The organism is Pseudomonas sp. FYR_5, assembly GCF_043106315.1.
Lineage (GTDB): Bacteria > Pseudomonadota > Gammaproteobacteria > Pseudomonadales > Pseudomonadaceae > Aquipseudomonas > Aquipseudomonas putida_Y.
Map to the genome: position 1 here is coordinate 204,037 of NZ_JBICMK010000100.1, position 26,119 is coordinate 230,155.

The following is a 26,119-nucleotide window of genomic DNA, read 5'->3' on the forward strand; positions in this document are numbered from 1 at the left end:
GCCCCAGCATTCCAAAAACGAAAAAGCCCGCGACCATTTCTGATTGCGGGCTTTGACGTACTGAGTATGGTGGGTCGTGTAGGATTCGAACCTACGACCAATTGGTTAAAAGCCAACTGCTCTACCAACTGAGCTAACGACCCGTTGGATGGCGCGTATAATACTGATTTCTAACGGGAAATCAATACCCCATCAAACTTTGTTCAAAAATACCGCGTCGGGTCTTCGATACCGGCAGCCTTGAAGCCATCGGCGCGCAGGCGGCAGCTGTCGCATTTGCCACAGGCGCGGCCGTCATCGTCGGCCTGGTAGCAGGAAACGGTCAGGCTGTAGTCCACACCACGGGCCATACCAGCCTGCACGATCTGAGCCTTGCTCATGTTCTGCAACGGCGCCTGGATGCGGAAGCCCTGCCCTTCTACGCCAGCCTTGGTCGCCAGGTTGGCCATGCGCTCGAAGGCCTCGACGAACTCGGGCCGGCAATCCGGGTAGCCGGAGTAATCCACGGCATTGACGCCAATGAAGATGTCGCGCGCTTCCAGCACTTCTGCCCAACCCAGGGCCAGCGAAAGGAACACAGTATTGCGCGCCGGCACGTAAGTGACCGGAATGCCTTCACCCGGCGCTTCCGGCACGTCGATGCTGCTGTCGGTCAATGCCGAACCGCCGATGCCGTCGAGGTTCAGCCCAATCACCTTGTGCTCGACCACGCCCAGGTCGCGGGCCACGCGGGCAGCGGCGTTCAGCTCGGCACGATGACGCTGGCCGTAGTCAAAGCTCATGGTGTAGCAGCTGTAGCCTTCGGCTTTGGCCATGGCAACCACGGTGGCTGAGTCCAGGCCGCCGGACAACAGGATTACTGCGCGTTTTTCAGTCATGTGTACGTGCTCCTCAATCAACGTCCGGGCTCGTCGTTCCACAGCAGCTTGTGCAGCTGCAGCTGGAAGCGTACGGGCAAGTTGTCAGCAACGATCCAGTCTGCCAGGTCACTGGCGTTCACCTGATGATGGCTGGGTGAGAACAACACCTCACCGGCACGCTCAGCCAGGTTGTACTGGATCAGCTTGGATACCGCCCAGTCATAATCCTCGCGGGAACAGATGACGAACTTGACCTGGTCGTTACGTGTCAGCTGCTCGATGTTCTCGTAGCGGTTACGGTGCGACTCTTCGGAGCCTGGGGTTTTCAGGTCGACCACACGGCTGACGCGGGTGTCGGTGCCGGCAATATCCAGCGCGCCGCTGGTTTCCAGCGACACCTCGTAACCGGCGTCACACAGCCGCTGCAGCAACGGCAAGGCGTTGGGCTGGGCCAGTGGTTCGCCACCGGTGACACAGACGTAGCGCGGCTTGAAGCCGGCCACTTGCTCAAGGATCGAATCAAGGGTGCGTACGGTACCACCACTGAAGGCATAGGCACTGTCGCAGTACTGGCAACGCAGGGGGCAACCGGTGAGGCGCACAAATACCGTGGGCAGCCCGGCCGTTCGCGTCTCACCCTGCAAAGAGTAAAAGACTTCGGTGATGCGTAATGTGTCTTGCATGCTCGCCACGGGCGTGACAGCTAAACAGGCTGTCCGCCTCCGTCAGGCACTGTCGCGGACTCGACATAGCGTTATCCGCAGCAGCGTGTTTACGAAAAAAGGGCAGTGATTCTAACGAAAAAACCCGCGACTGGCGCGGGTTTCTTTCTAGCGGTACAGCGGCAACGCCTAGAGCCTTTGCAGGTCACGCTGGGCCAGTTGAGCGGCAGAGGTGCCGGGGTACTGGGTGATGACCTGCTGCAGGATGCCCTTTACCTTGTCGGTGTGGCCCATACGGCGCTCGACATCAGCCAGTTTGTACAGCGAATCTGGCACCTTGCTGTGCTTTGGGTACTTCTGGCTGACCTGGGCAAAGGCCTGGCTGGCGCCTTGCAGGTCGCCCTTGGCCAGGTTCACCTCACCCAACCAGTATTGGGCATTACCGGCATACTGGCTGTTGGGGTACTTGCGCAGGAAGGCATTGAACGCCTGACTGGCCTTGTCGAAGTCTTTCTGTTTGATCAGGTCGAACGCAGCATCATAGTAGAGCTTTTCTTTCGCCGGATCGCTGGGCTGGCTACTGCCGGCCGGTTGTTGCGCAGCAGCACCTGCTGCGGCATCGGGGGCGGCATTGGACGCACCACCACCGGAGGAATTGTCAGGGGTTGCGGCAGGCGCAGCGCCACTGTTGATGCGACGGTCCAGGTCCTGGTAACGCTCCAGGCTTTCCTGCTTCATGCGCGACACATCGTTTTGCAGCTCTTCGATGATGCCTTGCTGGCGGGAAATCTGATCCTGCATCTGTTGCAGCTGCATGAACAGCTGACCCTGTGCAGAGGCAGGGGCCGAAGCCCCTGACCCGGCATAGGCGCCGCTCGTGCCATAACCCGCAGGCGGATAGCTGCCTGCGTTGTCATCTACTACAGGGACCTCAGCCCAGGCCGCAAGCGGCAGGCTGAGTGCGAGGACGGTTACTACACGGCGGCACATACGCATAAGAACTTACTTACGCAGTTCTACGCGACGGTTTTGAGCCCAGGACTGCTCGTCGTTGCCGGTAGCAACTGGACGCTCTTCGCCGTAGGAAACCAGTTCCAGCTGAGCAGGGGAAACGCCCTGCAGAACCAGGTAGCGCTGAACGGCTTTCGCACGACGCTCACCCAGAGCCATGTTGTACTCGCGGGTGCCGCGCTCGTCGGTGTTACCTTCCAGAACAACACGGTTGCCGTTGGCTTTCAGGTCCTTGGCGTGAACGTCCAGAGCGCGCATGGCTTCTGGCTTCAGGTCCGAGCTGTCGTATTCGAAGTAGAAGGTGGTGATTGCGCGCAGGGCGGCTTCTTCGCTCAGGGAGCCGTCAACAGCGCCAGTGTTGGCACCGTAGCCAGCGTTAGGATCTACAGCAGCGCCTTCGCCTGCGTTGTCACCGCCCTTCGAGGAGCAACCTACAGCTACGGCCATGGCCAGGGCCAGCGCAGCAAATTTACCAAACTTCAGCATTTCCATCGTGAAACTCCTAATGAAACCCCAGTGTGTTAAGCAAAACGTATACGCCGCAATCAGTTCAGGTAAGGGGACCAGGACGGTTCTCTGACTTCGCCTTGAGCGGTAGGAAGTGGGAGCCTCACGCGGCCATTAAGCGACACGAGCATCAAGACTCCCCGGCCCTGCTGGCGGGTGGCGTAGATTAGCATGGTGCCGTTTGGCGCAACAGTGGGAGACTCATCAAGACTTGTTTCAGACAGAATCTTTACACTTCCGCGCTGCAAGTCCTGTGCCGCCACTTTGAAGTTGGTAAAACCTTGTTGGCGATGAATCATTACCAGGGTCTTTTCGTCCGCCGAAAGTTTCGGGTTGGCGTTGTAGTTACCCACGAACGTTACGCGCTCGGCACCACCACCACTGACCGACTGTTTATAAATCTGCGGTTTGCCGCCACGGTCGGAAGTGAAGTAAAGGGTGTTGCCATCTTTGCCCCAGAACGGCTCGGTATTGATACCCGGGCCTGCAGTAACACGGCTGATCTGGCGCGAAGCCATATTCATCACGTAGATGTCCGGGTTGCCGTCCTTGGACAGCACGAACGCCAGGCGCGAACCGTCCGGCGACCAGGCTGGCGCGCCGTTCAGGCCCTCGAAGTTGGTGACCTGCTCGCGACGGCCAGTATCGATGTTCTGCACGAAGATACGTGGGCGCTTCTGCTCGAACGAAACGTAGGCGATACGCTTTCCATCCGGCGCAAAGCGCGGCGACAGGATCGGCTCACGCGATTGCAGCAGGGTCACCGCACGCGCTCCGTCATAGTCCGAACGCTGGAGGGTGTAGCGGGTGTTGTTGGTGGAGAAACGCTCGGCCGTCACGTACAGCATGCGCGTAGAGAACGCGCCCTTGATGCCGGTGAGCTTCTCGAACGACTGGTCCGCAATGTAGTGCGCCATGTCGCGCAACTGGTCGGTGCTGCCCGCTACGCTGCCGGTCAGCACTTGCTGCTCGGTGGCGACGTTGAACAGCGCGTACTGCACCTGCAGGCGACCGCCGGACGGCACGATGCTGCCGACCATTACGTACTGGGCTCCCAGCGCTTTCCAGTCACGGAAGATCACTTCGCTGGCCTGCGACGGCTGGCTGATCATGTTCTGCCGCGGAATTGGCGAGTAGTAGCCAGAGTTGCGCAGGTCGTTGCCGATGATGTCGGCGATGTCTTCCGGCAGCACGCTGCCGCCCTGCAGACCGAACGGCACTACCGCGATGGGCGTAGCCCGGTCGCTGCCGCTGGTGACCAGGATGTTCTTTTCCTCTGCCACCGCCATGCCTGCCACGCAGCACAGCATGACCAGCAGTCCTCTCAGACGTTTAATCACAACGCTAGATCCTCAGGTGTAAATGTCATCTTGAACGAACGATAACGGTTGAAATCGCTCGGCTTCATACCCTGCATCTCGGTCAGACGACCAATGTTCTTGACCGCAGCCACTGCCGAACTGTCGTACGGGCCGTCACCACTGGAACGGGCCACGCTGACACTGGTAATGGTACCGTCCGGCAACATGCTGACCTGCAGGGTCACCGTCATGCCCTTGCGCGCGGAAGGCGGACGCGCCCAGCCCTCGGCCGCGCGCATACGAATCAGGTCGTCGAAGTCGCCAGCCACCTGATCGCCCTGCTCGTCGGCCAGTGCCTGCTGCCGCTCGGTGGTGTCAGACAACAGCTCGGCCAAGGCCTGGGCTTTCTTGTCTTCTGCCGCCTTGCGGGCCGCTTCCTGTGCCTTTTTCTTCTGGGCGTCTGCAGCGGCCTTCTTCTTGGCCTCTTCAGCTGCCTTCTTCTTCGCATCCTCGGCCGCCGCTTTCTTCTTGGCGTCCTCGGCTGCTTTCTTCTTGGCCTCTTCGGCTGCCTTCTTCCTGGCGTCCTCGGCGGCTTGTTTCTTCGCCTCTTCAGCGGCCTTTTTCTTGGCCTCTTCTTCGGCTTTTTTCTTGGCGATGTCGGCCTGCTGCTTCTCGGCGGCTTTCTTCGCCTCATCGGCCTTCTTGGCTTCGGCGGCTTTCTTCGCCTCGGCAGCCTTGGCAGCTTCAGCGGCCTCGGCTTTTTTCGCTTCAGCCGCCTCGCGAGCCTCTTCGGCCTTTTGAGCAGCGTCGGCCTTCTTTTGTTCCGCGGCCTTCACGGCCTCTTGCTCGACCTTCTTCTGTTCCAATTGCTCGACTTCGGTCTGGCGTGAAGCGGTTTTCTTCGCCTCCCCGGCAATTTTCTGATTGGTCTGGGTGGTCGCCTGGCTCTTGGACTTGAGCTGATACAGGGTAGCCTGAACAATCGGCTTGGATGGCGGCAGCTCAGGCGTCATGGCAAAACTGACGAACAGCAGGGCGAACACCAGCACATGCAGGCCGATGGCCCAGACACTGGGCCAGAAGTAGCTTTCCGAGGCGGATGGCTCTCGCTGTTGCATCAGGGCGCCTCGGTAATCAGGCCAACGTTACCGACACCGGCCTTCTGCAACCCGCCCATGGCACCCATGACCGCGCCATAGTCGACAGCCTTGTCGCCACGAATGAACACCTGGGTCTGCTTGCCCTGGTCACGGCCGGCAGCAATGATCTTGGTGACGGCGTCGGTCATGGCCGGCAAGGTCATGGCCTTGTCCATCTGCTTGTCGGTATCGACTTCACTGCCGAGGTTCCAGTAATAGGTTTTATCGGCCTTGATGGAGATGGTGAGGATCTGGACGTTGTTGTCCTGCGGCAAGGCTTCGCTGGAAACCTTGGGCAGGTCGACCTTCACGCCCTGGTTGAGCATGGGCGCCGTCACCATGAAGATGACCAGCAGCACCAGCATCACGTCGATGTAGGGCACCACGTTCATCTCGGCGACGGGCTTGCGTTTGTGGCGAACTCGGGCCATGGGCTTCTACCTGATTACTCTTCGCTGGTGTGCACTTTGCGGTGCAGGATCGCCTGGAACTCGTCGGCGAAGGTGTAGTAACGGCCGATCAGCACTTCACTGCGCGCGGCGAAACGGTTGTAGGCAATGACAGCCGGGATTGCCGCGAACAGGCCGATGGCGGTAGCGATCAGCGCTTCGGCGATGCCCGGAGCAACGGTGGCCAGGGTGGCCTGCTGGGCGCTGGCCAGGCCACGGAAGGAGTTCATGATGCCCCACACAGTGCCGAACAGGCCGATGTACGGGCTGGTCGAACCAACGGTGGCCAGAAACGGCAAGCTTTGCTCGAGTTTTTCTTCCTCCCGCGAGATGGCCACACGCATGGCACGGCCAACACCTTCCATGACGGCATCCGGGTCAACACCCGGCTGCTGGCGCAGGCGCGAGAACTCTTTGAAACCGGCACGGAACACCTGCTCCACGCCGGAGTCCGGGTCTGGGTTGCTGCCTGCCTGGCGGTACAGCTTGGACAGGTCGATGCCCGACCAGAAGCGCTCTTCGAAGGCATCCAGCGCACGACGACCGGCGCGCAGCATGGTGCTGCGCTGGAAGATCATGATCCATGAGGTGACCGAGGCGGCCACCAGGGTCAGCATTACCAGCTGTACCACCACGCTGGCATTGCTGACCAGACTCCACATGGAGGTATGGTCGACGACGTTAGCTTCCACGCTTATTCTCCTGCATTCGATTGATTACCCGAGCCGTCCGCCGCAAAGGCGTCGCGCAGCTGGGGGGGTATGGCTCGGGGTTTGAAAGTGTCGGCGCGCACGGCGGCCACCAGGAACTGCCCTTCGCAAAGCAGCATTTCATCCTTTTCCCGCCACACCTGCTGTACGAAACGCAGGCTGGCGCGATTGAGTTCAAGTACTTGCGCGGTCACCCGCAATTCGTCATCAAGCCGCGCCGGCGCGTGATAGCGCGCTTCGCTGGAGTGGACCACGAACAGCAGGTTGTCTTCAGCCAGCTGCGACTGGGAAAAGCCCAGGTGCCGCAGGCGTTCGGTGCGCGCGCGCTCCATGAATTTCAGGTAGTTGACGTAATACACCACGCCGCCCGCATCGGTATCTTCGTAATAGACGCGACACCGATGTGCGAACGGTTCGAGCTGATTTTGCGCGCGCATACTCTAGTGCTTACTCCTCAGCTTGCCAATCCGCTATGGCAACTGTTTTTCTTCATTAATGTCTTATTGCCAGCGCACCAAAGGCATGCCAGCGGTAGGACCACAAAAAGTCGCTTTTGATCTGTCATTCATCGCCTGGCTCGGAAAAATCGCCCCCCTCCCCCAAGCGCCCGGGGATATTCAGCCCAAAGTGCAGGTAGGCATGCCGGGTGACCACGCGGCCGCGCGGTGTGCGCATGATGTAGCCCTGCTGGATGAGGTACGGCTCAAGCACATCCTCGATGGTATGACGCTCTTCACTGATGGCCGCAGCCAGGTTGTCCACACCCACCGGGCCGCCATCGAACTTCTCGATCATGGTCAGCAGCAGGCGACGGTCCGAATGGTCGAAGCCACGCTCGTCGACGTCCAGCAGGTTCAGCGCCATGTCAGCCACGGCCTTGGTGATCTGGCCCTTGCCGCGCACCTCGGCGTAGTCACGCACGCGGCGCAGCAGCCGGTTGGCGATGCGCGGCGTGCCACGGGCACGGCGGGCAATCTCGTAGGCGCCCTGGTCCTCGATGGCCAGGCCAAGGATGTTGGCCGAGCGGCTGACGATGGTACTCAGATCCTTGTCGTTGTAGAACTCCAGGCGCTGGACGATACCGAAGCGGTCACGCAGCGGGTTGGTCAGCATGCCGGCACGGGTAGTAGCCCCCACCAGGGTGAAAGGTGGCAGATCAAGCTTGATGGAACGGGCGGCCGGGCCTTCGCCGATCATGATGTCGAGCTGGAAGTCCTCCATGGCCGGGTACAGCACTTCTTCGACAACAGGCGACAGCCGGTGGATTTCATCGATGAACAGCACGTCGTGCGGCTCGAGGTTGGTCAGCATGGCTGCCAGGTCGCCGGGGCGCTCGAGAATCGGCCCCGAAGTGCTCTTCACCGACACCCCCATTTCATGGGCGATGATGTTGGCCAAGGTGGTCTTGCCCAGGCCGGGCGGGCCGAAGATCAGCGTGTGGTCAAGCGACTCGCCGCGGCCACGGGCGGCCTGGATGAACAGCGCCATTTGCTCGCGCACCACTGGCTGGCCGATGTACTCGTCCAGGCTCAGCGGGCGAATCGCACGGTCCTGGACTTCTTCGCGGTCGCGGCCACTGGCGGCAATCAGGCGGTCGGCTTCGATCACTTGGTAATCATCCCTTTCAGGCTGCGGCGGATCAGCTCTTCACTGCTCAGGCCGGCCTTGTCCTTGATCGCGGCGATGGCCTTGCTGGCTTCCTGCGGCTTGTAGCCCAGCGAGACCAGAGCACTGACTGCATCGGCCTCGGCACTGGACTCGCTGGCGACCGGTAAAGGCCCATCGGAGACCAGGGTGAACATGGCCGGCGAGGTTTCCCAGGCTTTGAAACGGTCCTTGAGCTCGACCAGCAAGCGCTCGGCGGTTTTCTTGCCGACGCCTGGCACGCGCACCAGGGCTGAGGTGTCCTGGGCCTGCACGCAGCGCACCAGCTCATCCACTTCCAGCCCGGACATCAGCGCCAGGGCCAGCTTCGGCCCTACGCCGTTCAGGCGGATCAGCTCGCGGAACAACTCGCGCTCGCGTTTTTCGGCAAAGCCGTAGAGCAAGTGGGCATCTTCGCGCACGACCAGATGGGTATGCACCGTGACGGGTTCCCCCACTTTGGGCAGACGGTACAGCGTGGTCATGGGGACTTCCAGTTCGTAACCCACGCCGTTGACGTCGATAATCAGGTGAGGCGGTTGTTTTTCCGCCAGGGTGCCGCGCAAACGTCCAATCACGTTCCGATCCTTCCTCTCGGGGAGCCGGTCAAAGACCGCTCAACCCTATCAGCAAATGCAGCAGGTGAACGTATCACCCGAACAAAATGTGTATCAGCGCATGAAGCGCTTACAGACGCAAGCGCCCGCCGCGTCGCCGCGCGGTGGTCAAGCCATGCGGCACCAGACTGGAGCGGGTGTGTGCGTGGCACAGCGCGATGGCCAAGGCATCGGAAGCGTCAATCTGCGGCTTTTGCGTCAATTTCAGCAGGTGCATGACCATCATCATCACCTGCTCCTTGTTGGCACCACCTGTGCCGGCCACGGCCTGCTTGACCTGGGTGGCGCTGTACTCGGCGATTTCCAGGCCAGCCTCGGCGGCGGCGACGATAGCCGCGCCCCGCGCCTGGCCAAGCTTGAGCGCCGAATCGGCGTTGCGGGCCATGAACACCCGTTCGATGCCCATGGTCACCGGGCCGTGCTGGGCAATGATTTCACTGACACCACGAAAAACAATCTGCAGCCGCTCGTGCAGCTCACCGCTGCCGGTGCGGATGCAGCCCGACGCCACGTACTCGCAACCACGGGCGGTCTGGCGTACCACGCCATAGCCGGTGATGCGCGAGCCAGGGTCGATACCTAGAATCAGAGTCATAAAGCCCGTCGAAAAAATGATGCATCTCTACAAACTGCGCCGGCCCTTTCGCGGGTAAACCCGCTCCTACAGGTACTGCACCACATTTGAAATGGGCTTAATACCTGTAGGAGCGGGTTTACCCGCGAAAGGGCCGGCACAGGCGCTATCAAACGCTCAGCGTTGGCACAAAATGCCAAATCACCTTAGCCGAGGTTTTCCATGATCTCGTCGGAAATCTGGGCATTGGAATAGACGTTCTGCACGTCGTCCAGGTCTTCGAGCATGTCGATCAACTTGAGCACCTTTTCGGCACCGTCCTGGTCGAGCTCGGCGCTGGTGGTCGGCTGCATGACGATTTCCGCGTCAGCGGCCTTGAAGCCAGCCTCTTCCAGGGCGTTACGCACGGCATAGAAGCTGTTGAACGAAGTGAATACGTCGAACGAGCCATCGTCGTTGGCCACCACGTCGTCGGCATCGGCCTCCATAGCCGCTTCCATCAACGCGTCCTCTTCCACGCCCGGGGCAAAGCTGATCTGGCCTTTGCGCTCGAACAGGTAAGCCACCGAGCCGTCAGTACCCAGGTTGCCGCCACACTTGGTGAAGGCATGACGCACGGCGGCAGCGGTACGGTTGCGGTTGTCGGTCATGGCTTCGACCATGATCGCCACGCCACCCGGGCCGTAACCCTCGTAGCTGAGCTCTTCGACGTTGTCGCTTTCGTTGGTGCCGGCACCACGGGCCACGGCGCGATCGATGATGTCGCGGCTCATGTTGGCGCCCAGGGCCTTGTCCAACGCCAGGCGCAGGCGCGGGTTGGATGCCGGATCAGGGCCACCCTGCTTGGCAGCGACCGTCAGTTCACGGATCCACTTGGTGAAGACCTTGCCTCTTTTGGCATCCTGGCGCTCTTTGCGGTGCTTGATGTTCGCCCACTTGGAATGACCAGCCATAACGACTCCGAATCCTTTGAATCACAAACAGCCCCGCCCCATGACGGGGCGGGACGGGAAAATACCTGCGTCGAAACGCAAAGGCGCATCCATGTGGATGCGCCCGGGGACTGCTTACTCGACCTTGGTCTGTTCGCGCAGTCGGATGTGCAGTTCGCGCAGGGCCTTGGCGTCGACCAGGCCGGGGGCCTGGGTCATGACGCATGCGGCGCTCTGGGTTTTCGGGAACGCGATCACTTCACGGATCGACTGGGCGCCGGTCATCAGCATGACCAGACGGTCCAGACCGAACGCCAGGCCACCGTGAGGCGGCGCCCCGAACTTCAGAGCGTCGAGCAGGAAGCCAAACTTCTCTTCCTGCTCTTCTGCCCCGATACCCAACAGGCGGAATACCGCCTGTTGCATCTCTTTACGGTGGATACGGATCGAACCGCCACCCAGCTCGGTACCATTCAGAACCATGTCGTAGGCACGGGACAGGGCGGTGGCCGGGCTGGCCTCGAGCTCTTCCGGGGTGCACTTCGGCGCGGTGAACGGGTGGTGCAGAGCAGTGAAGCTGCCGTCTTCGTTCTCTTCGAACATCGGGAAGTCGACGACCCACATCGGCGCCCACTCGCAGGTCAGCAGCTCGAAGTCGTGACCCAGGCGAATACGCAGCGCGCCCAGGGCTTCGCTGACCACCTTGAACTTGTCGGCACCGAAGAACACGATGTCACCGTCTACGGCGCCAACGCGATCGAGGATGTTGTTGAGGTTGGCCTCAGGGATGTTCTTGACGATCGGCGACTGCAGGCCTTCGACGCCCTTGGCGCGCTCGTTGACCTTGATGTAGGCCAGACCCTTGGCACCGTAGATACCGACGAACTTGGTGTACTCGTCGATTTTGCTGCGCGGCATGCTGGCGCCGCCTGGCAGACGCAGGGCAGTAACGCGGCACTTCGGATCGTTGGCCGGGCCGGCGAACACTTTGAAGTCGACATCCTTCAACTGGTCGGCAACGTCGACCAGTTCCAGCGGAATACGCAGGTCTGGCTTGTCGGAGCCGTAGCGGCGCATGGCCTCTTCGAAGGTCATGTGCGGGAACTCACCGAATTCCAGGTCGAGCACTTCCTTGAACAGCTTGCGGATCATGCTTTCGGTCAGGCCCATGATCTCGCTTTCATCGAGGAAACTGGTCTCGATGTCGATCTGGGTGAATTCCGGCTGGCGATCGGCACGCAGGTCTTCGTCACGGAAGCACTTGGCGATCTGGTAGTAGCGGTCGAAGCCGGCGACCATCAGCAACTGCTTGAACAGCTGGGGCGACTGCGGCAGGGCGAAGAAGCTACCGGCATGGGTACGGCTTGGCACCAGGTAGTCGCGCGCGCCTTCCGGAGTGGCACGGGTGAGGATCGGCGTTTCGACATCGAGGAAGCCGTTGTCGTCCATGAAGCGACGGATGCTGCTGGTGATGCGCGAACGCAGGCGCAGCTTTTCAGCCATTTCCGGGCGACGCAGGTCGATGAAGCGGTAGCGCAGGCGGGTTTCCTCGCCGACGTCGGAGTACTCGTTCAGCGGGAACGGCGGGGTTTCCGCCTCGTTGAGCACAGTCAGCTGGTAGCCGAGGATCTCGATGGCACCGGAGGCCATGTTGGCATTCACCGCACCTTCAGGGCGCTTGCGGACCTTGCCGGTGATCTGTACGACATATTCGCTGCGCACGCGGTCTGCGGCGGCGAAGGTTTCGGCGCGATCCGGGTCGAACACGACCTGGGCCATGCCTTCGCGGTCACGGATGTCGAGGAAGATCACCCCGCCGTGGTCGCGGCGACGATGGACCCAGCCGCAAAGGGTGACTTCCTGGCCGTCCAGGCTCTCGTTCAGTTGGCCGCAATAATGGCTGCGCATCATGATGGTGGTTTCGCTTCTCGTGATTCGTGTATTCGGTGGAGGCCTTGGCCGCCCGGAGGGCTAATACTGCAAGACCCGGTCACAGCATTCAACTCAGTCGGCCTTGTCGCCGCCTGCCAGATTCTTTTTCGCCCCGGTCTTGAAGTCGGTTTCGTACCAACCGTTACCGCTCAGGCGAAAGCCTGGCACCGACAGCAGCTTTTTCAGTGCCGGTGCCTGACAGGCCGGACAATCGATCAGCGGCGCGGCGCTGATCTTCTGCAGCACTTCCATGCGGTGCTCGCAGGACGCACATTGATAGTCATAAAGGGGCATGGGTGTCTCTCGTCAACCATAACGCTGGCTGCCGGGGCAGCAAAAAGCGGGATTATATATGGTTAGCAAGCACTGCGCAGCCCGCCAGGCGATCAGCGCGCACTTGGCGAGTCCTGCAGCCACGCCACGCAGATTACCCGGATCAGCCCGCTGAAGTTGCGCACACCGCCCTGGCGCAGGTGCACTTCACGGTCCACGTAGGACAACACGGCACTGACCGAACAACGGTTGGCGGCGGCGATGCGTTCCAGGATATCCCAGTAGACAGCCTCCAGGCGCAGACAGGTAGAAAAGCCGTTGAGCCGCACGGAACGTGACACCGGCTGCGTCTGCAACATGTCGAAGTCCGCCTTGAACGGGTCAATGCACTGTTTTCCTGGCCAACTGCCCTGGCCAACCATACGCTTGCTCGCTTGCATCATGCGCCACACCTCCTCGTCACAGGTACCAGGTGGCCTATGAAGCGCTGACGGGCGAGCTTAAAGCAGCGGCAAAGTCTTCCTGCACAACATGAGAAACCCGGCCGGACATACCGACCGGGGCTGTTTGCTCGATAAGCCTCAGTTGCCGTCGAGCAGTACCCGCAGCATCCAGGCAGTTTTCTCGTGCACCTGCATACGCTGCGTCAGCAGATCTGCGGTCGGCTCGTCACTGACCTTGTCCACCACAGGGAAAATGCTGCGCGCAGTGCGCACCACGGCCTCCTGCCCCTGAACCAACTGGCGGATCATCTCGTCTGCCGGGGGGACACCTTCCTCCTCCTTGATCGACGAGTGCCGTGCATAGAATGCATACGAACCCGGTGCCGGGAAGCCCAGGGCACGGATGCGCTCGGCGATCGAATCGACTGCCAGCGCCAGTTCGTTGTACTGCTCTTCGAACATCAGGTGCAGGGTTCGGAACGACGGGCCGGTGACGTTCCAGTGAAAGTTATGGGTTTTCAGATACAGCACGTAGGTATCCGACAACAGGCGGGACAACCCATCGACGATGGACTTGCGATCTTCTTCACTGATACCGATATCGATTGCCATGAAGCTCCCCTTTCCATAAGGCTTGAGACTCAAGCGGACTCCGACCACTGTAGCAACACTTGGCGCATGCAGCATGTGACATGGCGCAACACATCGCCCGCTGGGCGGCCTGCGGTTTGAGTAGGCTGCGGCTTTACTGTTAAATAGGCACTGTGCCACCCGTGCGGACTGTCATTGCCGGGTGCATAGGCTGGCCTGCAACGTGTTCGCGCCCTATACCTCATGCGCACCGTGCTGCCAGCTCTTCCTGTGATCGGCCTTATCAACAGTGAGCCAACCCCATGTTCAAGATCGTCCATCTGGTGACGGGCGTGGCAGCTTTGCTGCTATCGCTCATACCCAGCCTGAAAACCGATGCGATACCCTTCCTGCAACAACCCGAAGCGGTCTACCTGGCCCTGCTCGGCCTGCTCAACCTGGTGCTGGCGCCGGTGGTGCCACTGTATCATCGCGGCGCGCGGCAACAACTGCAGCACCTGGCCTGCGCCCTGCTGGTGGTCGCCGTCGTGCTACAGACCCTGACACTCCTGGCCCGCCCGGAAATGGGCAACCTGGCAGCCCTGGTCTGTGCGGCGCTGGCCGTGGCCATGCATCTGGCCGTGGGCTTTGCTCGCAGCCCGCGCAAGGCGCGCAGCAGTCAACACGCGACACAGGACGCCGGCAACCGTGATACCGGCACCGTCAAATGGTTCAACACATCGAAAGGCTTTGGTTTCATTTCCCGCGACTCGGGTGATGACATCTTCGTGCACTTTCGGGCCATCCGCGGTGAGGGCCACCGCATCCTGGTCGAAGGCCAGCGCGTGGAGTTTTCGGTGATGCACCGCGACAAGGGCCTGCAGGCCGAAGACGTGGTTGCGGTAACCCGCCGCTGACCAACGGCTGACCGGCTGACGTTATCAACGGCAAGCCAGGCTCCACAAGGTCCGCGCTGCTCCTGAGGGCAGCATCATACCTGTGGTGGCTGGTTTGCCGGCGATAGCAGCCTGGAAGCACTCAATAATGGGGAGGCGGCGCCTCTTCCCCTTCACTGCCATACTGACCAACCATCTCTTCATGACGCTTGATCAGCTCGGCCATCTGCAATTGCAGACGCTCGATCACCCGCGCTTGCTCCACCACCACGTCATTCAGCGCCTGGATAGCGTCATCCTGAAACGCCTGACGGGTTTCCAGTTCGACCATACGCATTTCCAGTGTCATCTCAGGCCTCTTGGTAACCAGCAAGTTGCAGCCTGCGCAGGCGCTGGCGAACAGCTTGCAGTTGATCATCGGTGTAGCTTACAGGTGCACACTTGCCCCATACCGGAGCCGGCCACGCAGCGTCGTCGCGCTGGCGCACGATCACATGCATGTGCAACTGGCTGACCACGTTGCCCAAGGTAGCCACGTTCATCTTGTCGGCTGCGTAGCTGGCCTTCAGCGCTTCTGCCAACAGGGTGGTTTCCTGCCACAACTGCTGTTGCTCTGCCGCATCCAGCTCGAAAAGCTCACTGATACCAGCGCGCTTGGGCACCAGAATGAACCATGGGTAATTGGCATCCTTGCTCAGCAGCAGCTGGCAAAGCGGAAACTCCCCCAGCACCAGCGAATCCTGCTGCAAACGCGAATCGAGGACGAACACGGCAAATCTCCTTCAGGTAATACCATCCCGCGTCAGGCGGAAAACAGGCCAGCAAGGATACCTTGCACACTCCCGGTAACACAGCGCTACTTTTCGCACCAAAATGAGGCCGCCTGCCCGCCCTCCCCACACCCGCCACCCCACAAACGACGCCGGATGAACAAGTTACGGTAACACCTTGACTCTAAAGGCAGCTTTTTAAATTCTAATGATTCTTGATCGCAAAAGTCACACGAACAGCCTTCGTCCCGCATTTACGGGACTTTCCGACCCTCGGTAGCAGGTTTTGTGAAAATTTCATGAACTGTTGCGAATTTTGAGCACGCTTGTTGCATTCCCTTCACGCCAAGTCGGCACGACATCTGCAGTAGCAGGTGTACGCGACAAATAACAACAGCGACATGGGTTACCAGGGAGTTTCCTCAACCGGAATCGGCAGTTACAGATTCGTTACGGTGACAGGAACAGCGCTGAGGTTATACGGCCCCTGAACCGGGGCGTGATTTGCGACATGGAAATACTTAAAAGCGACACGGTGAAAAAGTTCCGCAAAGAGTGCTTATAGCCATATCGCCAACAACAGTCTGCGTGCTATACATTTTCGCCGACATAACAAGAAAGAGCTGCCCCATATAACTAAAAGACTTGGACGCAGCGGTACTCTTCCTAAAAACCAAAGGAGCAAATCACGATGCGCGTGATGAAGTGGAGCATGATCGCCCTGGCCGTTGCGGCAGGGACCTCGCAGTTGGCAATGGCCTCGGCACAGGACGAGTCCAAAGGTTTCATCGAAGACAGCAAGCTGAACGTCAAGACCCGCATGCTGTATTTCAGCCGTGACTTCCGTAACAACGCGCCTGGCTCCCAGAGCCGCGTTGAAGAAACCGGCCTTGGCTTCCTCGGCACCTTCGAATCGGGCTTCACCCAAGGCACCGTAGGCTTCGGTATCGACGCCATCGGCATGCTGGGCCTCAAGCTGGACAGCGGTAAAGGCCGCGCCGGCACCGGCCTGTTCCCGACAGGTGCCGACGGCCGTTCGCAAGACGACTACTCCGAAGGCGGCGGCGCAGTGAAAATGCGCATTTCCAACACCGTGCTCAAGTTCGGCGACCAGTTCACCGCCCTGCCAGTACTGGCTACCGACGACAGCCGACTGCTGCCGGAAGTGGCTGAAGGCGGCCTGATCACCAGCAACGAAATCGATGGCCTGACCCTGCATGCCGGTCACTTCACCGCGCTCAACGCCCAGGCTCAGACCTATCACGACAGCCTGAACCTGACTGAAGCCAACGTCTTTGGTGGCACCTACGCCATTACCGACAGCCTCAGCACCAGCGTCTACTACTCGCGTGTCGAAGATCACTTCCGCAAGTGGTACGGCAACATCAACTGGGCGCTGCCGATCAGCGACAAGCAAGGCCTGGTGTTCGACTTCAACATCTATGACACCAAGTCGATTGGCAACAACCTGACCGGCGCCTACGTCAGCAAGTCCGACGGCACCAATGAGCTGGACAACATCGCAGCCAGCCTGTCGGGCGCCTACAACATTGGCGCCCACACCTTCACCCTGGCCTACCAGAAAGTCAGCGGCGACGGTGATTACGCGTACGGCGTGGACGGTGGCGGTACCGTCTTCCTGGCCAACTCCGTTGCCCGTTCCGACTTCAACGCCGAAGACGAAAAATCCTGGCAAGCGCGCTACGACCTGAACTTCGCCGAGTTCGGTGTACCTGGCCTGACCTTCATGACCCGTTACGTTCGCGGTTCCGGTGCCACCACCCGCACCACCGACAGCGGCAAGGAATGGGAACGCGACATCGACGTCAAGTACGTGATGCAGAGCGGCCCGGCCAAGGACCTGAGCTTCCGCGTGCGTCAGGCCACCTACCGCTCCAGCGACGGTGTGTACTACGGCTCCTCGTCGATCGACGAACTGCGCCTGATCGTGGAGTACCCGCTGAGCATCCTGTAAGCCTGGCTTGCAGTGCCCCGCACCTGAAAAAGCCCGGCAATCACGCCGGGCTTTTTCTTGGCTGACAAGTGTCACGCCCTGGGGCATCCTGTACGCCTTCGTTTCCCCCCCGTACAATGCGGGGCTATTTCAACGTCTTAGGCAATCGACACGGCTAACCATGCGCACCAGTCAATATTTGCTCGCCACCCAGAAAGAAACCCCTGCCGACGCAGTGGTCATCAGCCATCAGCTCATGCTGCGTGCCGGCATGATCCGCAAACTGGCCTCCGGCCTGTACACCTGGCTGCCGATGGGCTTGCGGGTAATGCGCAAGGTCGAAGCCGTGGTGCGTGAGGAAATGAACGCCGCCGGCGCCCTGGAAGTGCTGATGCCGAGCATCCAGCCCGCCGAACTGTGGCAGGAATCCGGTCGCTGGGAGCAATACGGCCCTGAGCTGCTGCGCGTGAAAGACCGCCACCAGCGCGATTTCTGCGTCGGCCCAACCCACGAAGAAGTGATCACCGACCTGGCCCGTAACGAGCTGTCCAGCTATAAACAGCTGCCGCTCAACATGTACCAGATCCAGACCAAGTTCCGTGACGAGATCCGCCCGCGCTTCGGCCTGATGCGTGGCCGCGAGTTCATCATGAAGGACGCCTACTCGTTCCATGCCGACCAGGCTTCCCTGCAGGAAACCTACGATCGCATGCACCAGGCGTACAGCAATGTGTTCACCCGCCTGGGCCTGGACTTCCGCCCTGTGCAGGCCGACACCGGCTCGATCGGTGGCAGCTACTCGCACGAGTTCCACGTACTGGCCGAGTCCGGCGAAGATGACGTGATCTTCAGCGATAGTTCCGACTATGCCGCCAACATCGAGAAAGCCGAGGCCATCCCGCGTGAAACCGTGCGTCCAGCACCTACCGAGGAGCTGCGCCTGGTCGATACCCCGAACGCCAAGACCATCGCCCAGCTGGTGGAGAACCACGGCCTGCCGATCGAAAAGACCGTCAAGACCCTGATCGTGCGCGGCGCCGAAGAGGGCAAGCTGATTGCCCTGATCGTCCGTGGCGACCACGAACTGAACGAAATCAAGGCCACCAAGCTGGAACAGGTTGCCGACCCGCTGGTCATGGCCACCGAAGCCGAGCTGCGCGATGCCATTGGCGCCGGTGCCGGCTCGCTCGGCCCGCTCAACCTGCCACTGGAAATCATCATCGACCGCTCGGTTGCCCTGATGAGCGACTTCGGCATTGGCGCCAACATCGACGACAAGCACTACTTCGGCGTCAACTGGGAGCGCGATCTGCCGGTTCCACAAGTCGCCGACCTGCGTAACGTGGTCGAGGGCGACCCAAGCCCGGACGGCCAAGGCACTCTGGTTATCAAACGCGGCATCGAAGTGGGCCACATCTTCCAGCTGGGCACCAAGTACAGCGAGGCACTGAAGTGCCAGGTGCTGGGCGAGAACGGCAAGCCGGTCGTACTGTCGATGGGTTGCTATGGCATTGGCGTGTCCCGCGTGGTTGCTGCTGCCATCGAGCAGAGCTATGACGACAAAGGCATCATCTGGAACGACGCCCTGGCTCCGTTCCAGATTGCCCTGGTACCGCTGCGCTACGAAACCGACGTGGTCCGCGACGCAACCGACAAGCTGTATGCCGAACTGACTGCCGCCGGCTATGAAGTGCTGCTGGACGACCGCGACAAGAAGACCAGCCCAGGCATCAAGTTTGCCGACATGGAGCTGATCGGCATCCCACACCGCATCGTCGTCAGCGATCGCGGCCTGGCCGAAGGCAACCTGGAGTACAAGCACCGCACCGAGCAGGACGCCCAGACGTTGCCGCTCAATGAAGTGCTGACCTTCCTGCAGGCCCGCGTTCGCCGCTGACAACCAATGCACGAGTGATCATGTTCAAGCGAAGTACCTTTACCCTGGGGAGTGCCGCACTGTGCGGCACCCTGCTCGTCAGCGGCTGCGCCAACCAGATGTCCCAGCGCAGCGACCATGAGGAGCGCGTCGAGCGCAAACTGCTCGAGCACACCCTGCAGATCGATGTCGGCGAGCCGAAGGTGATGGAGCTTCCGCAGCGACGTGTGCGCGTGCACGAGCAAAAGCGCTTCGAAGTCACCGAATTCGAAGTGACCCGTCGCTATGACCGCTACACGCCTTACCAGCCCTGGCGGGAGATCTACGAGATCCCGCTGGGTGCAGTGGCCGTGGTGGCGGGCGTCGGCGCCAATGTGGTCAACGTCTTCGCCCTGGGCAACCTGCCGCAAAGCATCACGCACGACTGGCTCAGTTATGGCGTGGATGGGCTCAACCCGTTCATGAACGTGCCATCCAACGGTCGCGCCCAGCAGAACCTGGCCGGGATCAGCGAAGTGCAAAAAGGCAAGCGCGAGGAATTCACCAGCCTGCCCTGGAGCGAGCGCCTGGTGGAGGTCAAGGCCGGCAAGATGACCCACGAGCTGACCACCGACCGTAACGGCGTGCTGCGCCTGAACCTGCTCGACAGCCCGTTCTCCGAGCAGAACCTCAACCACGTCGGTACCTTGCACCTGCAGGTACATGACGAGGACAATGCGGTACGAGGCGATGCCAGCCTGCTGGTCAGCGCCACCCTGCGCAACAAGCTGCTTGAGGCCCATGAACTGATCTTCGATGACCTCGAAGATGATGAAGTCGGCCAGTGGGTGCACCGGGTCAAGCGCTTGTCCGAGCTGGGCCTTGAAGAGGAAGCCAGTGAAATGGAACAGAGCCTGATCGAGCTGACACGCAACGATCCGGAACTGCAGCAGGAGTTCTTGCAGTCGCTGACCAAGGCCACTGGCCGGTTGGTGGCCGATCCGGGCGTGCATTAACAGAAGGGGCTGCGTTGCAGCCCCTTTCATTTATTAGGCGGGAACAGCTCTAGCTGTTCATGCCCTCCCCGCAAGTCACGCAACCGCACCCCTACCCCTAACAAGCGTACCGGCTTGCCACCACGGGCGAACGCCTGCCCCAGCAACTGCCGATAACTCTCCAGGTCCCGGCCCGCGCCCGCCTGCTCCATGGTGGTCTGGCTGAAGTCATGGAACTTGACCTTGACGAATGGTTTGTCTGGCCGGTAGCTGCTGTCCATGCGGGCGATGCGTTCGTTCAGACTGTCCAGCAGCTCTGGCAGCCGCGCCAGGCAAGTGGCCAGGTCTGGCAGGTCGGCGTCGTAGGTGTTTTCCACACTCACCGACTGGCGTCGGCTGTCGTTATGCACCGCACGCTCATCGATCCCCCGCGCCAGCCCCCACAACCGCTCGCCAAAACTGCCGAACTCGCGCACCAACGCCAGCCGTGACCACTCACGCAAATGCAGGCAGGTTTCGATGCCCAGCCGCGTCAGTTTGTCGGCCGTCACCTTGCCCACCCCATGCAACCTGGCCACTGGCAAGGCGGCAACGAACGCTTCCACTTCATTAGGGGTAATCACGAACAGTCCATTGGGTTTGCGCCAGTCACTGGCGATCTTGGCCAGAAACTTGTTAGGCGCCACACCAGCCGACACGGTGATATGCAGGGTACGGGCAACACGCCGGCGAATGTCCTCGGCGATGCGCGTGGCGCTGCCCGAGTACCACTGGCTTTCGCTTACATCCAGATAGGCTTCGTCCAGCGACAAAGGCTCGATGAGCTCCGTGTAGTCGCGAAAGATCGTGTGGATTTCCCGTGAGGCCTCACGGTAGGCCTCGAAGCGCGGCTTGACGATCAACAGATCGGGGCAGAGCTTCAGCGCATGCCGTGACGACATGGCCGAGCGCACTCCATAGGCACGCGCTTCATAGTTGCAGGTGGCGATTACCCCGCGGTGGTCGGGCGAGCCCCCCACCGCCATGGGCCGGCCGGCCAGGCGCGGGTCGTCACGCATCTCGATCGCAGCGTAAAAACAATCGCAGTCGACGTGAATGATCTTGCGCAAGGACATGGACGACCGTCAGCACTGTAAATTCATACAGATAGTATCGCATGCGCCCTGCTCTGAAACAGCTCACCGGCCTGACTACACGATAATCGGCCTGAAAGCCCCGCCGTGCCTGAGCTGGATACTGTTATCAAGCGCTAAGGGTTTGAACAAAAAAGGTTTTTCCAAAACAATTGCTTGACATCGGAGCGCAAATCCGTAGAATTCGATCTCACAGGCGCGGGATGGAGCAGCCTGGTAGCTCGTCGGGCTCATAACCCGAAGGTCGTCGGTTCAAATCCGGCTCCCGCAACCAGATTCGAGAAAAGGCCACTGTTAACGCAGTGGCCTTTTTCTTTGCCCGCAGAAAAGCTTTTTCGAAAAAGCTCGAGAAATCAATGCCTAGCGCTTGACATATAAACCGTACGCTGTAGAATTAGCCCCACTGACGCGGGATGGAGCAGCCTGGTAGCTCGTCGGGCTCATAACCCGAAGGTCGTCGGTTCAAATCCGGCTCCCGCAACCAGATTCAAGAAAAGGCCACTGTTAACACAGTGGCCTTTTTCTTTGCCTGTTGGTTAGCGTTTTCGAAAAAACATCGACAAATCAAAGCCTAGCGCTTGACATACAACCTACACACTGTAGAATCCGCCCCACTGACGCGGGATGGAGCAGCCTGGTAGCTCGTCGGGCTCATAACCCGAAGGTCGTCGGTTCAAATCCGGCTCCCGCAACCATATTCGTCAGAACAAACCCCGCCTGTGTAAGCAGCGCGGGGTTTGTTGCTTTTTACCCTCCTGACTTTTGCCACCTCGATTTTCCCTTCCCTCATGCCACTCCGCAGGCTTGAGATGTCGCGCCCTGGATGAACTATCTTTAACCCTGCCAAGCCGCTGCAAACGCCTGAGGCCGGAGTACCATTGGATACGTTTTCCTAAGGGACTTTCACTTGGCCGCACCTTTCCCTCACCTCGCGCTGCATGCCCGGGGCAACTCATGACTTCGCACAATCCCGAACCTGCGGTGCCACTCGCTACGGCACTACCCGGTGCTGTGCAGCGTCTGCCCTTACTCGAACGCCTGAGTCGCTACCGCCAGCCCATAGGCCTGATGGTGACCCTGTTATTGTTCACGATGGCCTTGATTGCCTGCCGCCACCTGCTGAACGAACTGGACATCTATGCCTTGCACGATGCCATGCTCAGCGTGCCGACCCAGTCATTGCTGGGCGCCTTGCTGGCAACGGGGGTCGGCTTTGTGATCCTGCTGGGCTACGAGTGGTCGGCCAGCCGCTATGCCGGCGTGAAGCTGCCAGCACGCAGCTTGGTACTGGGCGGCTTCAGCGCCTTTGCCATCGGCAACGCCATCGGCCTGTCGATGCTCTCTGGCGGCTCGGTTCGCTATCGCCTGTACGCACGCCTGGGGCTGGGTGCTGGCGAAGTCGCACGCATGACTGTGTTTGCCAGCCTGTCACTGGGCTGCGCGCTGCCGCCCCTGGCCGCCCTGGCGACATTGAGCAACCTGCCGGCGGCCTCGACAGCTCTCGGGTTGGCGCCCGGCCTGCTGGCAGCTGTCGCCAGCGCCGTGCTGGTGCTGTCTGCCTTGCTGGTCATTGGCTTGTACCGCCGACGCCTGGCCGAGCAACCGTTGTCCGATAACCTGCTCGTTCAACTGGGCCGGCGCACACTTCGCCTGCCCAATGCGCGCCTGGCGGCCCTGCAACTGCTCATTACCGCGCTGGATGTAGGGGCGGCTGCCACCGTGCTCTACCTGTTGCTGCCAGAAGCCCCTCCTTTCGGCGCATTCGTACTGGTATACCTGCTGGCCTTGGCTGCGGGCGTGCTCAGCCACGTACCGGGCGGCGTCGGGGTATTCGAAGCGATCCTGCTGGCGGCCTTTGCCGACCAACTCGGTGCCGCACCGCTGGCCGCTGCCTTGCTGCTGTACCGGCTGATCTATGTGGTATTGCCACTGCTGCTGGCCTGCGTGTTGCTGCTGGCCAATGAAGCCCGGCGCCTGCTGTTTGCACAACAGGCCATCAAGGCCGCTTCGGGTCTGGCCGCACCGGTCCTGTCTATTCTGGTGTTCCTGTCCGGCATGGTGCTGCTGTTTTCCGGTGCCACGCCCGAGATAGACACGCGCCTGGAGCACATGGGCTTCCTGGTGCCACACCGGCTGATCGATGCCTCTCATTTCGGCGCCAGCCTGATCGGTGTGCTATGCCTGCTGCTGGCCCAAGGCCTGCGTCGGCGCCTGTCCGCCGCCTGGCTACTGACCACCGTGCTGTTGCTGGTCGGCGCCCTGCTGTCGCTGTTGAAGGGTTTTGACTGGGAAGAGGCTTGCCTGCTGACCTTTACCGCCGCCCTGCTCGCTCTGTTCCGCCGCTCGTTCTATCGCCCCAGCCGCCTGCTGGAGCTACCCTTCTCGCCGGTGTTCCTGGTGGCCAGCGCCTGTGCAGTAGGCGCATCGGTGTGGCTGCTGCTGTTCGCTTACCAGGATGTCCCTTACAGCCATCAGCTATGGTGGCAGTTCACCCTCGATGCCGACGCACCACGGGGCCTGCGCGCTGCCATGGGCAGTGCCTTGCTGCTGGCTGCCGTGGCTCTGACGTGGCTGCTGCGCACAGCGCCGCCGGTGATCCACCTGCCCGATGAAGAAGAGCTGCAACGCGCCAACCGTATCCTGCAGGCCTCCGACCAGCCAGACGGTGGCTTGGCGCTGACTGGCGACAAGGCGTTGCTGTTCCACCCGCGTGATAACGCGTTCCTCATGTACGCCCGGCGCGGCCGCAGCCTGGTGGCGCTGTACGACCCGATAGGCCCAGCCCAGGAGCGTGCCGAAATGATCTGGCAGTTCCGCGACCTGTGCGACCTGCACCACGCACGGCCAGTGTTCTACCAGGTGCGCGCGGAGAACCTGCCGTTCTACATGGACATCGGCCTGACCGCATTGAAGCTGGGTGAAGAAGCCCGGGTCGACTTGCGCCGCTTCGACCTTGAAGCCAAAGGCAAGGAGATGAAAGACCTGCGCTACACCTGGAACCGCGGCGGACGCGATGGCCTGAGCCTGGAGATCCATGAGCCCGGCCACGCCCCGCTGGCTGAGCTGAAGGAAATTTCCGATGCCTGGCTCGGCGGCAAGAGCGTGCGCGAGAAAGGCTTCTCGCTGGGACGCTTCAGCCCGGACTACCTGCAGCACTTCCGCATAGCCCTGATTCGCTTCCAGGGCCGCCCGGTAGCTTTCGCCAACTTGCTGGAGACCCATGGAAACGAGCTGGCCAGCCTCGACCTGATGCGTGCGCACCCCGAAGCGCCAAAGCTGACCATGGAGTTCATGATGATCGGCTTGATCCTGCACTACAAAAGCCATGACTACGGGCGTTTCAGCCTGGGCATGGTGCCGCTTTCCGGCCTGCAACCAAGGCGTGGCGCCCCCTTGACCCAGCGCTTGGGTTCGCTGGTGTTCCGCCGTGGTGAACAGCTTTACAACTTCCAGGGGCTTCGACGCTTCAAGGACAAGTTCCAGCCGGACTGGGAACCCCGCTACATGGCCGTGCCAGCCGGGCTCGACCCGCTGGTGGCGCTGGCCGACACCGCCGCCCTGATTGCAGGCGGCCTGACTGGATTGGTGAAACGCTGATGACCCGACGCTTTTGGCTGTACCTGCTGGTTCCCCTGTTGCTGGCTGCCTTGGGTGGCGCGCTGGCCTTCTGGCTGTGGACGCGCCCGGCCCCCGAGGCACGCCTGGAACAAATGAGCATCAATGACACCAGCATCACCCTTGTTACCCCTGGCGTGCCCCCCAAGGTCCGGGTGGCCATCGGTGTGCCACAGGACCAGGCACTGACGGGCAAGCAACTGCTCGACCTGAGCCAGGCCGGTGAAGCCCAGCTGGTGCAGGTGACTCTGCCCCCTAATGATTGCAGCAAGCAGCAACAGGCCATGGACCAGGCGCTGGCCCAACTGCAGGAAAAACCAACCTTGGTCGCCGGTATCGGCCCCGGTGCCGCTCAGGCCTGGCGTTGGCTGGCAAGCCAGAACGATGACCAGGCGCGGGCCATTTCCGTGGGCTTCACCCTCGAACAGCCTGGCTGCCGGGCACCGCTGCCCAAGTCGGCGGCCCATGGCCACTGGAACGTCGCCTGGAACGACAACCCGGATGACGCCAGCGCCGCCTTCGTGCGCGACCAGGCCAACGCCGAAACCAGCATCAGCGACTACGACATCCACTTGCCACAAGTGCTCAAGGCGCAACTGACCCAAGCCTTGGTCGGCCACGACGGTAACGCACTGGCCATGCCGGTGGTCGAGGTGCCGGCCGGGCAAACGACAGACACGGTCACCTTGTTCCTCTCTGGTGATGGCGGCTGGCGCGACCTGGACCGCGACGTGGCCGGGGAGATGGCCAAGCTGGGTTACCCGGTGGTGGGCATCGACACGCTACGCTACTACTGGCAGCACAAGACCCCGGAACAAAGCGCCGCCGACCTTTCCGAGCTGATGCATCACTACCGGCAGAAGTGGGGTACCAAGCGCTTCGTATTGACCGGCTATTCGTTCGGCGCCGACGTGCTGCCGGCGATCTACAACCGCCTGCCAGTCGAGGACCAGCAGCGTATCGACGCGGTGATGCTGTTAGCCTTCGCGCGCAGTGGCAGCTTCGAGATCGAGGTCGAGGGTTGGCTGGGCAAGGAAGGCCAGGAAGCCCCAACCGGGCCGGAAATGGCCAAGCTGCCAACGTCCAAGGTCGTCTGCGTGTATGGCGTAGAGGAAACAGACGAGAGCGGTTGCACGGAAAACACAGCAGTCGGTGAGCGCCTGAAACTGCCTGGCGGGCACCACTTCGACGAGAACTACCCGGCACTCGCCAAGCGGTTGATTGGCGAGATCGAGACGCGCCAGGGCAAGTCCCGCGTAACTGAGCAGAATTGACAA

The 26,119-nt window shown here is 60.9% G+C and carries 26 protein-coding genes and 4 tRNA genes; 9 read left to right on the top strand and 21 right to left on the bottom strand.

Annotation, left to right across the window (positions count from 1 at the left end; all coding sequences use genetic code 11):
• Nucleotides 1-67: 67 nt before the first annotated feature.
• The 18 genes from ACF8RA_RS21800 to ACF8RA_RS21885 all read right to left on the bottom strand — a co-directional run bounded on the left by ACF8RA_RS21800 (nucleotide 68) and on the right by ACF8RA_RS21885 (nucleotide 13,666).
• A tRNA-Lys gene (locus ACF8RA_RS21800) sits at nucleotides 68-143 on the bottom strand.
• A 60-nt stretch (nucleotides 144-203) separates the two neighbouring features.
• Complete coding sequence (gene queC / locus ACF8RA_RS21805) at nucleotides 204-896, bottom strand: 7-cyano-7-deazaguanine synthase QueC (RefSeq protein WP_076403786.1); 693 nt, start codon at nucleotides 894-896, stop codon at nucleotides 204-206.
• A complete protein-coding gene (gene queE / locus ACF8RA_RS21810) occupies nucleotides 896-1,543 on the bottom strand; it encodes a 7-carboxy-7-deazaguanine synthase QueE (RefSeq protein WP_003254753.1) in 648 nt (215 codons plus the stop codon). The genes queC and queE overlap by 1 nt, the downstream gene beginning before the upstream one ends.
• A gap of 168 nt (nucleotides 1,544-1,711) precedes the next feature.
• The gene (gene ybgF / locus ACF8RA_RS21815) at nucleotides 1,712-2,518 is read right to left on the bottom strand and encodes a tol-pal system protein YbgF (protein WP_176685098.1); all 807 of its coding nucleotides are present in this window, start codon (nucleotides 2,516-2,518) and stop codon (nucleotides 1,712-1,714) included.
• 6 nt (nucleotides 2,519-2,524) lie between these two features.
• Nucleotides 2,525-3,025 (bottom strand): peptidoglycan-associated lipoprotein Pal, encoded by a 501-nt coding sequence (gene pal / locus ACF8RA_RS21820; protein ID WP_003254755.1) that lies wholly within the window; start codon nucleotides 3,023-3,025, stop codon nucleotides 2,525-2,527.
• A gap of 53 nt (nucleotides 3,026-3,078) precedes the next feature.
• Nucleotides 3,079-4,350: a Tol-Pal system beta propeller repeat protein TolB gene (tolB, locus tag ACF8RA_RS21825; RefSeq protein WP_021783335.1), complete on the bottom strand. Its 1,272-nt coding sequence runs from the start codon at nucleotides 4,348-4,350 to the stop codon at nucleotides 3,079-3,081.
• Between the two features lie 26 nt (nucleotides 4,351-4,376).
• Nucleotides 4,377-5,459 (bottom strand): cell envelope integrity protein TolA, encoded by a 1,083-nt coding sequence (tolA, locus tag ACF8RA_RS21830; RefSeq protein ID WP_176685099.1) that lies wholly within the window; start codon nucleotides 5,457-5,459, stop codon nucleotides 4,377-4,379.
• Nucleotides 5,459-5,911, bottom strand: coding sequence for a protein TolR (gene tolR / locus ACF8RA_RS21835; RefSeq protein ID WP_003254760.1), 453 nt, complete (start codon nucleotides 5,909-5,911; stop codon nucleotides 5,459-5,461). Before tolR ends, tolA begins: the two co-directional genes overlap by 1 nt.
• 14 nt (nucleotides 5,912-5,925) lie before the next feature.
• The gene (gene tolQ, locus ACF8RA_RS21840) at nucleotides 5,926-6,621 is read right to left on the bottom strand and encodes a protein TolQ (protein WP_010952367.1); all 696 of its coding nucleotides are present in this window, start codon (nucleotides 6,619-6,621) and stop codon (nucleotides 5,926-5,928) included.
• 2 nt (nucleotides 6,622-6,623) lie between these two features.
• Complete coding sequence (gene ybgC, locus ACF8RA_RS21845; RefSeq protein ID WP_392519571.1) at nucleotides 6,624-7,076, bottom strand: tol-pal system-associated acyl-CoA thioesterase; 453 nt, start codon at nucleotides 7,074-7,076, stop codon at nucleotides 6,624-6,626.
• A 124-nt stretch (nucleotides 7,077-7,200) separates the two neighbouring features.
• The gene (gene ruvB / locus ACF8RA_RS21850) at nucleotides 7,201-8,247 is read right to left on the bottom strand and encodes a Holliday junction branch migration DNA helicase RuvB (RefSeq protein WP_003254766.1); all 1,047 of its coding nucleotides are present in this window, start codon (nucleotides 8,245-8,247) and stop codon (nucleotides 7,201-7,203) included.
• Nucleotides 8,244-8,861: a Holliday junction branch migration protein RuvA gene (gene ruvA / locus ACF8RA_RS21855; protein WP_051099711.1), complete on the bottom strand. Its 618-nt coding sequence runs from the start codon at nucleotides 8,859-8,861 to the stop codon at nucleotides 8,244-8,246. The genes ruvB and ruvA overlap by 4 nt, the downstream gene beginning before the upstream one ends.
• 109 nt (nucleotides 8,862-8,970) lie before the next feature.
• Nucleotides 8,971-9,495 carry a crossover junction endodeoxyribonuclease RuvC gene (gene ruvC / locus ACF8RA_RS21860; protein ID WP_010952366.1) on the bottom strand — a complete coding sequence of 175 codons (525 nt, stop codon included), beginning with the start codon at nucleotides 9,493-9,495 and terminating at the stop codon, nucleotides 8,971-8,973.
• Between the two features lie 185 nt (nucleotides 9,496-9,680).
• A complete protein-coding gene (locus ACF8RA_RS21865) occupies nucleotides 9,681-10,427 on the bottom strand; it encodes a YebC/PmpR family DNA-binding transcriptional regulator (protein WP_003254770.1) in 747 nt (248 codons plus the stop codon).
• Between the two features lie 114 nt (nucleotides 10,428-10,541).
• Nucleotides 10,542-12,317 (bottom strand): aspartate--tRNA ligase, encoded by a 1,776-nt coding sequence (gene aspS / locus ACF8RA_RS21870; RefSeq protein ID WP_176685100.1) that lies wholly within the window; start codon nucleotides 12,315-12,317, stop codon nucleotides 10,542-10,544.
• Nucleotides 12,318-12,410: 93 nt separating this feature from the next.
• Nucleotides 12,411-12,632 carry an FmdB family zinc ribbon protein gene (locus tag ACF8RA_RS21875; RefSeq protein ID WP_010952365.1) on the bottom strand — a complete coding sequence of 74 codons (222 nt, stop codon included), beginning with the start codon at nucleotides 12,630-12,632 and terminating at the stop codon, nucleotides 12,411-12,413.
• A gap of 92 nt (nucleotides 12,633-12,724) precedes the next feature.
• Complete coding sequence (locus ACF8RA_RS21880; protein WP_176685101.1) at nucleotides 12,725-13,054, bottom strand: ribbon-helix-helix domain-containing protein; 330 nt, start codon at nucleotides 13,052-13,054, stop codon at nucleotides 12,725-12,727.
• Between the two features lie 138 nt (nucleotides 13,055-13,192).
• Complete coding sequence (locus ACF8RA_RS21885) at nucleotides 13,193-13,666, bottom strand: Dps family protein (protein WP_084854477.1); 474 nt, start codon at nucleotides 13,664-13,666, stop codon at nucleotides 13,193-13,195.
• 281 nt (nucleotides 13,667-13,947) lie between these two features.
• Between ACF8RA_RS21885 and ACF8RA_RS21890 the strand changes: the two genes are divergently transcribed.
• The gene (locus tag ACF8RA_RS21890; protein ID WP_392461644.1) at nucleotides 13,948-14,541 is read left to right on the top strand and encodes a cold shock domain-containing protein membrane protein; all 594 of its coding nucleotides are present in this window, start codon (nucleotides 13,948-13,950) and stop codon (nucleotides 14,539-14,541) included.
• A gap of 121 nt (nucleotides 14,542-14,662) precedes the next feature.
• On the opposite strand, the gene ACF8RA_RS21895 is transcribed toward ACF8RA_RS21890, so the two are convergent.
• Together ACF8RA_RS21895 and ACF8RA_RS21900 are read right to left on the bottom strand one after the other, a co-directional pair.
• A complete protein-coding gene (locus tag ACF8RA_RS21895) occupies nucleotides 14,663-14,869 on the bottom strand; it encodes a SlyX family protein (RefSeq protein ID WP_012051473.1) in 207 nt (68 codons plus the stop codon).
• A 1-nt stretch (nucleotide 14,870) separates the two neighbouring features.
• Nucleotides 14,871-15,290 (bottom strand): HIT family protein, encoded by a 420-nt coding sequence (locus tag ACF8RA_RS21900; protein ID WP_392488176.1) that lies wholly within the window; start codon nucleotides 15,288-15,290, stop codon nucleotides 14,871-14,873.
• A gap of 691 nt (nucleotides 15,291-15,981) precedes the next feature.
• Here ACF8RA_RS21900 and ACF8RA_RS21905 point away from each other — a divergent pair.
• The 3 genes from ACF8RA_RS21905 to ACF8RA_RS21915 all read left to right on the top strand — a co-directional run bounded on the left by ACF8RA_RS21905 (nucleotide 15,982) and on the right by ACF8RA_RS21915 (nucleotide 20,115).
• Nucleotides 15,982-17,265 (top strand): OprD family porin, encoded by a 1,284-nt coding sequence (locus ACF8RA_RS21905; protein WP_176685104.1) that lies wholly within the window; start codon nucleotides 15,982-15,984, stop codon nucleotides 17,263-17,265.
• Between the two features lie 160 nt (nucleotides 17,266-17,425).
• Complete coding sequence (locus ACF8RA_RS21910) at nucleotides 17,426-19,141, top strand: proline--tRNA ligase (protein WP_176685105.1); 1,716 nt, start codon at nucleotides 17,426-17,428, stop codon at nucleotides 19,139-19,141.
• Between the two features lie 20 nt (nucleotides 19,142-19,161).
• Entirely contained in the window at nucleotides 19,162-20,115 is a 954-nt protein-coding gene (locus tag ACF8RA_RS21915; protein ID WP_176685106.1) for a hypothetical protein, read from the top strand.
• 26 nt (nucleotides 20,116-20,141) lie between these two features.
• Here the strand turns inward: ACF8RA_RS21915 and dinB are convergent, their stop codons facing one another.
• A complete protein-coding gene (dinB, locus tag ACF8RA_RS21920; RefSeq protein ID WP_176685131.1) occupies nucleotides 20,142-21,203 on the bottom strand; it encodes a DNA polymerase IV in 1,062 nt (353 codons plus the stop codon).
• 221 nt (nucleotides 21,204-21,424) lie between these two features.
• Between dinB and ACF8RA_RS21925 the strand changes: the two genes are divergently transcribed.
• From ACF8RA_RS21925 to ACF8RA_RS21945, 5 genes are all read left to right on the top strand, one after another.
• A tRNA-Met gene (locus ACF8RA_RS21925) sits at nucleotides 21,425-21,501 on the top strand.
• 133 nt (nucleotides 21,502-21,634) lie between these two features.
• Nucleotides 21,635-21,711 (top strand) — tRNA-Met (locus ACF8RA_RS21930).
• Nucleotides 21,712-21,845: 134 nt separating this feature from the next.
• Nucleotides 21,846-21,922: transfer RNA gene (locus ACF8RA_RS21935), tRNA-Met, on the top strand.
• Nucleotides 21,923-22,181: 259 nt separating this feature from the next.
• The gene (gene mprF, locus ACF8RA_RS21940; protein ID WP_176685107.1) at nucleotides 22,182-24,824 is read left to right on the top strand and encodes a bifunctional lysylphosphatidylglycerol flippase/synthetase MprF; all 2,643 of its coding nucleotides are present in this window, start codon (nucleotides 22,182-22,184) and stop codon (nucleotides 24,822-24,824) included.
• Nucleotides 24,824-26,116 carry a virulence factor family protein gene (locus tag ACF8RA_RS21945; RefSeq protein ID WP_176685108.1) on the top strand — a complete coding sequence of 431 codons (1,293 nt, stop codon included), beginning with the start codon at nucleotides 24,824-24,826 and terminating at the stop codon, nucleotides 26,114-26,116. The genes mprF and ACF8RA_RS21945 overlap by 1 nt, the downstream gene beginning before the upstream one ends.
• The last annotated feature ends 3 nt before the right edge of the window (nucleotides 26,117-26,119 follow it).